Raw genomic sequence first — 12,458 nt, forward strand, 5'->3', positions numbered from 1 at the left:
CTGCAGGACTGACTGCCTATGAACAGAGTGTTCCGCCACTATATCCCTGCGTCCACGTTGCGCTTGCTGCCCAACCGCTGGGACTTGGTCGCCCTGCCCCTGGTGATCGGCTTTTTACTGTTTTTCTCCATCACTGCCCGGGAAACCTGGGCGCCCATCGCCACCTTGCAAAGTGAAGTCATCTCCCTCGACCCGGCCAACCTGCCGGAGTACGCGATGCGCACCACGATGCGCATGCTGGCGGCGATGGTTGCAGCACTGGTGTTCACGCTGTTGTACGGCACCCTGGCCGCCAAAAGCCGGCGCGCCGAAAAACTGCTGGTGCCCGTGCTCGACATCCTGCAATCGGTACCGGTACTGGGCTACATCTCGTTTACGGTAACGTTCTTCCTGCTGCTGTTCCCCGGGCGCGTGCTCGGCGCGGAGTTCGCCGCAATCTTTGCGATTTTCACCAGCCAGGCCTGGAACATGACGTTCAGCTTTTACCAGTCGCTGCGCATGCTGCCCCACGACCTGGTGGAGGTGTCGACCAACCTGCGACTTTCCGGTTGGCAGCGGTTCTGGAAGCTCGACGTGCCCTTCGCCATGCCGGGGCTGGTGTGGAACATGATGATGAGCATGTCCGGTGGCTGGTTTTTCGTGGTCGCCTCCGAGGCCATTACCGTCGGCGACAAGACCATCACCTTGCCGGGCGTAGGTTCGTACCTGGCCCTGGCGATTGCCCAGAAAGACCTGCACGCCGTGGGTTACGTGATCCTGGCGATGATTGTCGTCATCCTGATGTACGACCAGTTCCTGTTCCGCCCGCTGGTGGCCTGGGCCGATAAATTCCGCATGGAAACCACCGCCTCCCAGGGCGCCGCGCCGCAATCCTGGCTGCTGAACCTGATCCAGCGCACGCGCATCGTCCAGCGCATCCTGCGGCCTGTCACCCGCGCCATCAGCCGCATTGGCAACAAACGCTTCAGCCTGGCGGGCGGTGCACTCAAGGCATTGCCGGCAGAAACACCAAGGGCGTCAAAAGTGATCGACTGGGTGTGGGGCGCACTCATCGCGCTGCTGGCCGCCTATGCGCTGTATCACATCGTGCAGTACGTCGGCACCGAAGTGACCCTCGCCGAAGTCGGCCATGTATTTGTGCTGGGCCTGATCACCCTGTTGCGGGTGGCTGGCCTGATCCTGATCGCCTCGCTGATCTGGGTGCCGCTGGGCGTGATGATCGGCTTGCGCCCGGCCCTGGCGGAAAAAATCCAGCCGCTGGCGCAGTTCCTCGCGGCCTTCCCGGCGAACCTGCTGTTCCCGGTGTTCGTCATCGTGATCCTGCACTACAACCTCAACCCGGATATCTGGCTGAGCCCGCTGATTGTGCTGGGCACCCAGTGGTACATCCTGTTCAACGTGATCGCCGGCGCCAGCGCCTTCCCGAATGATTTCAAGGAAGCCGCCGCCAACTTCCGCATTCGCGGCTGGTTGTGGTGGCGCAAAGTGATGCTGCCGGGGATTTTCCCGTACTACGTCACCGGCGCGATTACCGCCTCGGGCGGTGCCTGGAACGCCAGTATCGTGTCCGAGTACGTGTCCTGGGGCCAAGACAATGTGGTCGCCCACGGGCTGGGCGCCTACATCGCCCAAACCACCGCGGCCGGCGACTTCCCGAAGATCGCCCTGGGCGTGGTGGTGATGTCGATCTTCGTGGTGGCGTTCAACCGTGCTGTGTGGCGGCCGATGTACGCCATGGCTGAAAACAAACTTCGTCTGAATTGATGGGATTCGCTGTGATGACTACCTATACCGAGCACGCCGCCGACACCCCGGAAATCTACTCGTTGAAAAACGTGAACCGGGTGTTCGGCAAAGGTAAAGACGAGCTGCAAGTCCTCAGCGGCGTGGACTTGAGCCTGCACGAGGGCGAGATTGTCGGCATGCTTGGTCGCTCCGGCTCGGGCAAGTCGACCTTGCTGCGCATCATCGCGGGGCTGATCCAGCCGTCGTCGGGCGAAGTACGCTACAACGGCGCGCCGCTCAACGGCCCGGCCGAAGGTGTGGCCATGGTGTTCCAGACCTTTGCGCTGTTCCCGTGGCTGACCGTGCTGGAAAACGTTGAAGCAGGCCTGCAAGCCTTGCAGGTGGAGCGCAAGGAAACCCGCAGGCGCGCCCTGGCGGCCATCGACCTGATCGGCCTGGACGGTTTTGAAAACGCCTACCCCCGTGAACTGTCCGGCGGCATGCGCCAACGCGTGGGGTTCGCCCGCGGACTGGTGGTCAACCCGACCCTGCTGCTGATGGACGAACCGTTCTCGGCGCTGGACGTGCTCACCGCTGAAACCCTGCGCACCGACCTGCTGGATCTGTGGAGCGGCAAGCAGTTGCCGATCAAATCAATCCTGATCGTGACCCACAACATCGAAGAAGCGGTGCTGATGTGCGACCGCATCCTGGTGCTGTCGTCCAACCCTGGACGGGTAGTGGCCGAGATCAAGGTGCCGTTTGCGCACCCGCGCAACCGCCTGGACCCGACCTTCCGGCAAATGGTCGACGACATCTATGCCCTGATGACCGACCGCCGTAGCGCCGACGCGAGCAGAGGTTTGCCTGAGCTGAAAATGGGCAGCCTGTTGCCGGAAGTCTCCACCAACCTCATGGCCGGCTTGATCGAAACCCTGGCCGCCGAGCCCTACAATGGCCATGCCGGCCTGCCGACCGTGGCCGAACGGCGCTTGCTGGAAGTCGATGATCTGTTCCCTGTGGCGGAGATGCTTGAGCATCTGGGCTTCGCCGAGCTCAAGGGTGCCGACATCACCCTCACCGACGCCGGCAAACTGTTTGCCGACTACGGCACCCAGGAGCGTAAAACCCTGTTCGCCGAACACTTGATCCGCCACGTGCCATTGGCCGCGCGCATTCACCAAGTGTTGCTTGAACGCAGCGGCCATCGGGCGCCACGGGTGCGCTTCGAGCAGGAACTGGAAGACTCGATGACGGAAGCTTTTGTGGAGAAAACCCTCGAAAGCGTGGTGGCGTGGGGACGGTATGCGGAGATTTTCTCCTATGACGACCATACCGAGACGTTCAGCCTGGATGATGTGGAAGGCAGCATGTAGGTTCAATGTGGGAGCGGGCTTGCTCGCGAATGCGGTGGATCAGCCATACATGTATTGACTGACACTCCGCATTCGCGAGCAAGCCCGCTCCCACATTTGATCAGTGGTGTTCTTTAGATGACGAATAGGTCTACAAACCGGTTTACCGGAGTGGCCTCAAGCTTCGCCTGATCCTTGCACAAGGCAAAAATCTCGGCACTGCGCTGCGCGGTAAACCGGGTCGCCAGGTTGGCCTTGAACTTGTCTTCCAGCAACGGAATGCCATCCACCCGACGACGACGGTGGCCAATCGGGTATTCCACGGCCACCTGTTCGGTGCTGGACCCATCCTTGAAGAACACCTGCACCGCATTGGCGATGGAGCGCTTGTCGGCCTCCAGGTATTCGCGGCTATAGCGCGGGTCTTCGACGATGACCATCTTCTTCCGCAGCTCATCAATGATCGGATGGGCCGCGTGGAACTCATCTTCGTATTGCTCGGCCACCAGATTGCCAAACGCCAGCGGCACGGCGGTCATGTATTGCAGGCAGTGATCACGGTCGGCCGCATTGGCCAACTGCCCGACCTTGGAGATGATGCGAATCGCCGACTCGTGGGTGGTGATGACAATCCTGTCGATCTCATGCAGGCGAGTCTTCATTTGCGGGTACAAGGTGACCGCCGCTTCACAGGCGGTTTGCGCGTGGAACTCGGCAGGAAAGCTGATCTTGAACAGCACGTTCTCCATCACATAGGTGCCGTAGGGCTGGGACAGGCTGAAGGCGCGCTTGTCTTCGGGCTTGAGCGCCAGGTCCTTGTTGGTGTGGCTGAACAGCACGTCATAAAAGCCCCACTGCGGCGCGCTCAGGACACCGGGAATACCCATCTCGCCACGCATGGCGATGTCGGCCAGCCGTACCCCGCGACTCGACGCATCCCCCGCTGCCCACGACTTGCGCGAACCGGCGTTCGGCGCATGGCGATAAGTGCGCAACGCCTGGCCATCGACAAACGCCTGGGACAGTGCCGACAGCAGTTGCTCACGGTTGGCGCCCATCAGTTTTGCGGTGACGGCAGTGGAGGCGACTTTCACCAGCAACACATGGTCAAGGCCGACGCGGTTGAAGGAGTTTTCCAGGGCGATCACGCCCTGGATTTCGTGGGCCATGATCATCGCCTCCAGCACGGCCCGCACGGTCAGCGGCGCATCGCCATTGGCCACGCGTTTTTGCGAGAGGTGATCGGCGACCGCGAGGATACCGCCGAGGTTATCCGAGGGATGACCCCATTCGGCGGCGAGCCAGGTGTCGTTGTAGTCGAGCCAGCGCACGATGCAGCCGATGTCCCACGCGGCCTTGACCGGGTCCAGGCGGAACGAGGTGCCCGGCACCCGTGCGCCGAACGGCACCACCGTGCCTTCCACGATCGGCCCCAGGTGCTTGGTGCACTCCGGGAAACGCAGGGCCAGCAGGCCGCAACCGAGGGTGTCCATCAGGCAGTTGCGGGCGGTGTCGAGGGCATCGCGGGATTCGATCCTGAAATTCAGGACATAGTCGGCGATGTCCTGCAGGACCTGGTCGTAGTCGGGGCGGTTGTTCTGGTCGACGTTGGCGCTCATGGCAGTACTCCAAAATGGGTTAGGTGTGGTCCATCCTCAGGGTCAGGGTTGAAGTTTTATAAAAGGCAGGTCTTGGTGCCTGCCTGTGATCGTTCCCACGCTCTGCGTGGGAATGCCGCCTTGGACGCTCCGCGTCCCGCACGGCGCAAGGTTAGAAAGCGTCGCCGGGTACGCGCACGAACCCTTCCATCAACACCCGCGCACTGCGGCTCATGATGGCTTTTTTCACGACCCACTCACCGTTGACCTGGCTGGCCTCGGCGCCTACCCGCAACGTCCCGGACGGATGCCCGAACCGCACGGCATTGCGCTCCACGCCGCCCGCTGCCAAATTCACCAGCGTGCCGGAAATCGCCGCCGCCGTGCCAATCGCCACCGCCGCCGTCCCCATCATTGCGTGGTGCAACTTGCCCATGGACAGCGCTCGTACCAGCAGGTCCACATCGCCCGCCTTGATCGCCTTGCCACTGGATGCCACGTAATCCGCAGGCCGTGCCACAAACGCGACTTTCGGCGTGTGCTGGCGCTGGGCCGCTTCGTCCAGATGCTTGATCAACCCCATGCGCAACGCACCGTGGGCGCGGACGGTTTCAAACATCGCCAGCGCTTTGGGGTCTCCATTGATCGCGCCCTGCAGCTCGGTGCCGGTGTAGCCCAGGTCCTGGGCGTTGATGAAGATGGTGGGAATCCCGGCATTGATCAGCGTCGCCTTGAACGTGCCGACACCCGGCACTTCCAGGTCATCCACCAGGTTGCCGGTAGGAAACATCGAGCCACCGCCGCCCTCTTCTTCCGCCGCCGGGTCCATGAATTCCAGCTGCACCTCAGCGGCCGGGAAGGTCACGCCGTCGAGTTCGAAGTCGCCGGTTTCCTGCACCGCACCGTCAGTGATCGGCACGTGGGCGATAATGGTCTTGCCGATATTCGCCTGCCACACCCGCACCACGGCCACGCCGTTGTGCGGAATGCGCGCGGCTTCTACCAAGCCAGCGCTGATAGCGAACGAACCCACCGCCGCCGACAGGTTGCCGCAGTTGCCGCTCCAGTCCACGAACGGTTTGTCGATGGACACCTGCCCGAACAGGTAGTCCACGTCGTGATCGGCGCGGGTACTTTTGGCGAGGATCACGGTTTTGCTGGTGCTGGACGTCGCGCCGCCCATGCCGTCGATCTGCTTGTCGTACGGGTCGGGGCTGCCGATCACCCGCAACAACAACGCATCTCGCGCCGTGCCTGGCACCTGGGCGGACTCGGGCAAATCCTTGAGATTGAAAAACACACCCTTGCTGGTACCGCCACGCATGTAGGTGGCGGGAATCTTGATCTGCGGTACGTGTGCCATGGTGGTCCTCATGGGCCGGGGCACAAACCCCGGCCACAGTTGTCAGGCAGTAACAGCCGATTCCAGGAAGTCCTGGGCAAAGCGTTGCAACACGCCGCCCGCCTCGTAGATCGACACCTCTTCAGCCGTGTCCAGGCGGCAGGTCACCGGCACCTCGACACGCTCGCCATTCTTGCGGTTGATCAACAACGTCAGCTGCGCACGCGGGGTGCGTTCGCCGATCACGTCGTAGGTTTCGGTGCCGTCGATCTTCAGGGTCTTGCGGTCGGTGCCCGGCAGGAACTCCAGCGGCAACACGCCCATGCCCACCAGGTTGGTGCGGTGGATACGCTCGAAACCTTCGGCGGCAATCGCTTCCACACCCGCCAGACGCACGCCCTTGGCCGCCCAGTCCCGGGATGAACCCTGGCCGTAGTCGGCGCCGGCGATGATGATCAGCGGTTGCTTGCGCTCCATGTAGGTTTCGATGGCTTCCCACATGCGCGTGACCTTGCCTTCCGGCTCCAGGCGCGCCAGCGAACCCTGTTTGACCTTGCCGTCTTCGATGACCATTTCATTGAACAGTTTCGGGTTGGCGAAGGTGGCGCGCTGCGCGGTCAAGTGGTCGCCGCGGTGGGTCGCGTAGGAGTTGAAGTCGACTTCCGGCAGGCCCATTTTCGCCAGGTATTCACCGGCGGCGCTGTCAAGCATGATCGCGTTGGACGGCGACAGGTGATCGGTGGTGATGTTGTCCGGCAGCACCGCCAGCGGACGCATGCCTTTGAGCGGACGTGCGCCGGCCAGGGCGCCTTCCCAGTACGGCGGACGACGGATATAGGTGCTCTGCGGACGCCAGTCGTACAGCGGCGTGACCTTCGGGCCGGTGTCTTCGTGGATCGCGAACATCGGGATGTAGACCTGGCGGAACTGCTCCGGCTTGACCGACGCCTTGACCACTGCGTCGATTTCCTCGTCGCTCGGCCAGATGTCCTTCAGGCGGATTTCCTTGCCGTCGGCGTCCAGGCCCAGCACGTCTTTTTCGATGTCGAAACGGATGGTGCCGGCAATCGCATAGGCCACCACCAGCGGCGGCGACGCGAGGAACGCTTGCTTGGCGTACGGGTGGATACGGCCATCGAAGTTGCGGTTACCCGACAGCACGGCGGTGGCGTACAGGTCGCGGTCGATGATCTCTTGCTGGATCACCGGGTCGAGTGCGCCGGACATGCCGTTGCAGGTGGTGCAGGCAAACGCCACGACACCAAAACCCAGTTGTTCCAGTTCGGTGGTCAGCCCGGCTTCGTCGAGGTACATCGCCACGGTTTTCGAACCCGGCGCCAGGGACGACTTGACCCACGGCTTGCGGGCCAGCCCGAGCTTGTTGGCATTGCGCGCCAGCAGGCCGGCGGCAATCACGTTGCGCGGGTTGCTGGTGTTGGTGCAACTGGTGATGGCCGCGATGATCACTGCGCCGTCGGGCATTTGCCCCGGCACGTCATCCCACTGGCCAGAGATACCCTTGGCCGCCAGGTCGCTGGTGGCGACGCGGGCGTGGGGGTTGCTCGGGCCGGCCATGTTGCGCACTACGCTGGACAAATCGAAGCTCAGGCCACGCTCGTATTGCGCGCCCTTGAGGTCGTCCGCCCACAGGCCGGTGTGGCGAGCGTATTGCTCCACCAGGGTGACTTGTTCGTCTTCACGGCCGGTGAGCTTGAGGTAGGCGATGGTCTGCTGGTCGATATAGAACATCGCCGCCGTGGCGCCGTATTCCGGGGCCATGTTGGAGATGGTGGCGCGGTCGCCCAGGGTCAGCGCGGAGGCGCCTTCGCCGAAGAACTCGAGCCACGCACCCACGACCTTTTGCTTGCGCAGGAACTCGGTCAACGCCAGCACCATGTCGGTGGCGGTGATGCCCGGTTGCAGTTTGCCCGTCAGCTCCACGCCGACACTTTCCGGCAGGCGCATCCACGAGGCACGTCCGAGCATCACGCTCTCCGCTTCGAGGCCGCCAACACCGATGGCGATCACGCCCAGCGCGTCTACGTGAGGGGTGTGACTGTCGGTGCCGACGCAGGTATCGGGGAAGGCCACGCCGTCACGCACCTGAATCACCGGGGACATTTTCTCCAGGTTGATCTGGTGCATGATGCCGTTGCCCGGCGGGATCACGTCGACGTTCTTGAAGGCCTTTTTGGTCCACTCGATAAAGTGGAAACGGTCTTCGTTGCGGCGGTCTTCGATGGCGCGGTTTTTCTCGAACGCCTCCGGGTCAGAACCACCGGCTTCGACGGCCAGGGAATGGTCGACGATCAGTTGGGTCGGCACCACCGGGTTGACCTGAGCCGGGTCACCGCCTTGCAGGGCAATGGCATCGCGCAGGCCGGCAAGGTCCACCAGGGCGGTCTGGCCGAGGATGTCGTGGCACACCACACGGGCCGGGAACCACGGGAAGTCGAGGTCGCGTTTGCGCTCGATCAGTTGGCTCAGGGATGCGTTGAGGGTCGCCGGGTCACAGCGACGCACCAGGTTCTCGGCGAGTACGCGAGAGGTGTACGGCAGTGTGGCGTAGGCGCCGGGGGTGATTGCATCGACCGCCGCGCGGGCGTCGTAGAAATCGAGGCGGCTGCCGGGGAGCGGTTTGCGGTGTTCAGTGTTCATCGTCAGGACTCGGTCACGGTAGTTGCAAAAGGAAGAACCGGTGCTGATCCATTGTGAAACACGGTCTAAATGTGGGAGCGGGCTTGCTCGCGAAGGCGGTGTGTCATTCAACACACATGGCGACTGTCACACCGCCTTCGCGAGCAAGCCCGCTCCCACATTTTTGATCCGGTTTCACCCCGAGATCAGCGGTTTCTCCACTCAGCGACGTTCGATTGGCACGAACTTGCGCTGCTCAACGCCGATGTACTCGGCGCTCGGACGGATGATGCGGTTGTTGGCACGCTGTTCAAATACATGCGCGGCCCATCCTGTAAGCCGCGAGCAGACGAAAATCGGGGTGAACAGTTTGGTCGGGATGCCCATGAAGTGGTACGCCGAGGCATGGTAGAAGTCGGCGTTGGGGAACAGTTTCTTCTGCTCCCACATGGTTTTGTCGATGGCTTCGGAAACCGGGAACAACACGGTGTCGCCCACCTCCTCCGCGAGTTTTTTCGACCAACCCTTGATCACCTCGTTACGCGGGTCGCTGTCTTTATAGATCGCGTGGCCAAAGCCCATGATCTTGTCCTTGCGCGCCAGCATGCCGAGGGTGCCTTCCACCGCTTCCTGGGCGGACGAGAAACGCTCGATCATCTCCATCGCCGCTTCGTTGGCGCCGCCGTGCAGCGGGCCGCGCAGGGAACCGATGGCGGCGGTGACGCAGGAATACAGGTCCGACAGGGTCGACGCACACACGCGGGCGGTGAACGTCGAGGCGTTGAATTCGTGCTCGGCGTAGAGGATCAACGAGACGTTCATCACCTTGACGTGCAAGTCGCTGGGCTTCTTGTCGTGCAGCAGGTGCAGGAAGTGGCCGCCGATGGACGGCTCGTCGGTCACGCAATTGATGCGCTGGCCGTCGTGGCTGAAGCGGTACCAGTAGCACATGATCGCCGGGAACGCGGCGAGCAGGCGGTCGGTCACATCGCGCTGCACGCTGAAGTCTTTCTCCGGCTCTATGTTGCCCAGGAACGAGCAACCGGTGCGCATCACGTCCATCGGATGGGCATCGGCGGGGATGCGCTCCAGCACTTCTTTCAGCGCCTGGGGCAGGTCGCGCAACTTGCCAAGCTTGGCGGTGTAGGCGGCCAGTTCGGCTTTGGTCGGCAGTTCGCCGTAGAGCAGCAGGTAGGCGACTTCTTCAAACTGCGCGTCGGCGGCGAGTTCGCGCACGTCGTAGCCACGGTAGGTCAAGCCGGCACCGGCCTGGCCCACGGTGGACAGTGCGGTTTGCCCGGCAACCTGGCCACGCAGGCCAGCGCCACTGAGTACTTTTGCTTCGGCCATGGTTATCTCCAATCTTGTAGTTATTAGTGAGCGCTCGCGTTACTTCTTGGCGGCGAACAGCGCGTCGAGCTTCTGCTCGAAGGTGTGGTAGTCGATGCGGTCGTAAAGCTCCATGCGGGTTTGCATGGTGTCGATCACGTTCTGCTGGGTGCCGTCGCGACGGATCGCGGTGTAGACGTTCTCGGCGGCCTTGTTCATGGCGCGGAAGGCCGAGAGCGGGTACAGGACGATGGAAACATCCGCAGATTTCAGTTGATCGACTGTGTAGAGAGGCGTTGCACCGAATTCGGTGATGTTGGCCAGGATCGGCGCTTTCACGCGGGAGGCGAACAGTTTGTACATCTCAAGCTCAGTGATGGCCTCCGGGAAGACCATGTCGGCGCCGGCCTCGATGCAGGCGGCCGCACGTTCCAGGGCGGACTCCAAACCTTCCACGGCCAGTGCGTCGGTACGGGCCATGATCACGAAACTGTCATCGGTGCGCGCATCCACGGCGGCCTTGATGCGGTCGACCATTTCCTGCTGGGACACGATTTCTTTATTCGGACGATGACCGCAGCGCTTGGCGCCCACCTGGTCTTCAATATGGATCGCCGCCGCGCCGAACTTGATCATCGACTTGACGGTGCGCGCGACGTTGAACGCCGAGGAGCCAAAACCGGTGTCCACGTCCACCAACAGCGGCAGGTCGCACACGTCGGTGATGCGGCGCACGTCGGTCAGCACGTCATCCAGGCCGGTGATGCCCAGGTCCGGCACGCCGAGGGAGCCGGCAGCCACCCCGCCACCCGACAGGTAGATCGCCTTGAAACCGGCACGCTTGGCCAGCAGCGCGTGGTTGGCGTTGATCGCGCCGACAACCTGCAATGGGTGCTCGCTGGCCACGGCGTCACGGAAACGTTGGCCTGGAGTAGTGTTGTTATTGGAACTCATGACTCACCTCGTGATTGGGGAGCGCCGTCCGGGAAGTGACGGGCAATGTTGCGTTTGGAAGCGCCGATATGGCGGCGCATCAACAACTCGGCCAGTTCACCGTCGCGATCGGCAATCGCGTCAAGAATGCGGTGATGCTCGGCAAAGGCCTGGCGTGGACGATTGGGGGTGGCGGAGAACTGGATGCGGTACATGCGCACCAACTGATACAGCTCGCCGCACAACATTTGGGTCAGGGTGCGGTTACCGGCGCCTTGAATTATCCGGTAATGAAAATCGAAGTCGCCTTCCTGCTGGTAGTAGCCGACACCGGCCTGGAAGGCCGCGTCGCGTTCGTGGGTGTGCAGCACCTGGCGCAACTCTTCGATCTCGGCGTCGGTCATGCGCTCGGCGGCCAGGCGACAGGCCATGCCTTCCAGGGATTCGCGGATTTCGTAGAGTTCGATCAGCTCTTCATGGCTCAAGGACACTACTCGCGCGCCCACATGGGGGATGCGCACCAGCAGGCGCTGGCCTTCCAGGCGGTGGATCGCCTCACGCAGCGGGCCGCGGCTGATGCCGTAGGTGCGCGCCAGTTCCGGCTCGGAGATCTTGCTGCCGGGGGCGATCTCGCCCTTGACGATGGCGGCCTGGATACGCCGGAAGACGTTCTCCGACATGGTCTGGGAATCGTCTGACGCTATCACTGGGGTTTCCAGTTGATCCAGCATATTGTCGACACCTTTAAAAGCAATGCCGCAAAAACTAGCCAATCAGCCCCTAATAGTCAAAGAATAAATACATATTGTCGACAATCGTCTAATAACCCACCTTGCACCCTATCAGGGCATGGCCGGCTGCCAGCGCTGGCGCAAGAAAACCTTCATGTTAGAATGCCGGCCACTTTTGCCTCACATCCCTGGATGAAAAGGCGCACGAGGGAGCTTGCGCAGCAATGCCAGTCGCCTTGAATTGAACATCGCACTGCACCGCGTCAGGATTTATGAGACTCAAGCCCTTCCCCCTTTTGCTTCTACTGCTTATGCCGGGCCTTGGCGTTGCTGCCGAGAAGACCGTGTATGGGCTCAATGAATACGCCAAGTTGGCCGGCATTGACCTGGAAGTGGCCGCCAAACTCGACACCGGCGCCAAGACTGCGTCCTTGAGCGCCCGCGACATCAAGCGTTTCAAGCGCAACGGTGAATCCTGGGTGCGTTTCTACCTGGCCATCGACACCGCACATTCCCACCCCATCGAGCGTCCCCTGGCCCGCGTGAGCAAGATCAAGCGCCGCGCCGGTGACTACGACCCCGATGAAGACAAGAACTACACCGCCCGTCCAGTGATTGCCCTGGACATCTGCATGGGCACCGCTTTACGCAGTATCGAAGTGAACTTGACTGACCGCAGCGCCTTCCAATACCCGCTGCTGATCGGCTCCGAAGCGCTGAAACGCTTTGATGCGCTGGTCGACCCCAGTCTTAAATACGCGGCGGGCAAACCTGCCTGCGCCACCGACGCTCATACCGCTGAGTAATT

At 62.1% G+C, this 12,458-nt stretch carries 9 protein-coding genes; 3 read left to right on the top strand and 6 right to left on the bottom strand.

The window, feature by feature from the left end:
• The first annotated feature begins 18 nt into the window (after positions 1-18).
• Both BLU46_RS08050 and BLU46_RS08055 read left to right on the top strand, forming a co-directional pair.
• A complete protein-coding gene (locus BLU46_RS08050; protein WP_063032381.1) occupies positions 19-1,764 on the top strand; it encodes an ABC transporter permease in 1,746 nt (581 codons plus the stop codon).
• A 14-nt stretch (positions 1,765-1,778) separates the two neighbouring features.
• Positions 1,779-3,101: an ABC transporter ATP-binding protein gene (locus tag BLU46_RS08055; protein ID WP_017479087.1), complete on the top strand. Its 1,323-nt coding sequence runs from the start codon at positions 1,779-1,781 to the stop codon at positions 3,099-3,101.
• A gap of 113 nt (positions 3,102-3,214) precedes the next feature.
• Here the strand turns inward: BLU46_RS08055 and prpD are convergent, their stop codons facing one another.
• From prpD to BLU46_RS08085, 6 genes are all read right to left on the bottom strand, one after another.
• On the bottom strand, positions 3,215-4,699 hold the full coding sequence (gene prpD, locus BLU46_RS08060; RefSeq protein WP_093200475.1) for a 2-methylcitrate dehydratase: 1,485 nt from the start codon (positions 4,697-4,699) through the stop codon (positions 3,215-3,217).
• 151 nt (positions 4,700-4,850) lie between these two features.
• On the bottom strand, positions 4,851-6,041 hold the full coding sequence (gene prpF, locus BLU46_RS08065) for a 2-methylaconitate cis-trans isomerase PrpF (RefSeq protein WP_093200478.1): 1,191 nt from the start codon (positions 6,039-6,041) through the stop codon (positions 4,851-4,853).
• A 42-nt stretch (positions 6,042-6,083) separates the two neighbouring features.
• Positions 6,084-8,678: a Fe/S-dependent 2-methylisocitrate dehydratase AcnD gene (acnD, locus tag BLU46_RS08070; RefSeq protein ID WP_093200482.1), complete on the bottom strand. Its 2,595-nt coding sequence runs from the start codon at positions 8,676-8,678 to the stop codon at positions 6,084-6,086.
• A gap of 201 nt (positions 8,679-8,879) precedes the next feature.
• Complete coding sequence (gene prpC, locus BLU46_RS08075; RefSeq protein WP_093200487.1) at positions 8,880-10,007, bottom strand: bifunctional 2-methylcitrate synthase/citrate synthase; 1,128 nt, start codon at positions 10,005-10,007, stop codon at positions 8,880-8,882.
• 39 nt (positions 10,008-10,046) lie between these two features.
• Positions 10,047-10,940, bottom strand: a complete 894-nt coding sequence (gene prpB, locus BLU46_RS08080; protein WP_003214976.1) for a methylisocitrate lyase — start codon at positions 10,938-10,940, stop codon at positions 10,047-10,049.
• Positions 10,937-11,650, bottom strand: a complete 714-nt coding sequence (locus BLU46_RS08085) for a GntR family transcriptional regulator (RefSeq protein WP_026078184.1) — start codon at positions 11,648-11,650, stop codon at positions 10,937-10,939. The genes prpB and BLU46_RS08085 overlap by 4 nt, the downstream gene beginning before the upstream one ends.
• A gap of 272 nt (positions 11,651-11,922) precedes the next feature.
• On the opposite strand from BLU46_RS08085, the gene rloA reads away from it, so the two are divergent.
• Positions 11,923-12,456, top strand: a complete 534-nt coding sequence (gene rloA / locus BLU46_RS08090) for a retropepsin-like aspartic peptidase RloA (protein ID WP_063032391.1) — start codon at positions 11,923-11,925, stop codon at positions 12,454-12,456.
• Positions 12,457-12,458: the final 2 nt, after the last annotated feature.

Source organism: Pseudomonas yamanorum (assembly GCF_900105735.1).
Classification (GTDB): domain Bacteria; phylum Pseudomonadota; class Gammaproteobacteria; order Pseudomonadales; family Pseudomonadaceae; genus Aquipseudomonas; species Aquipseudomonas yamanorum.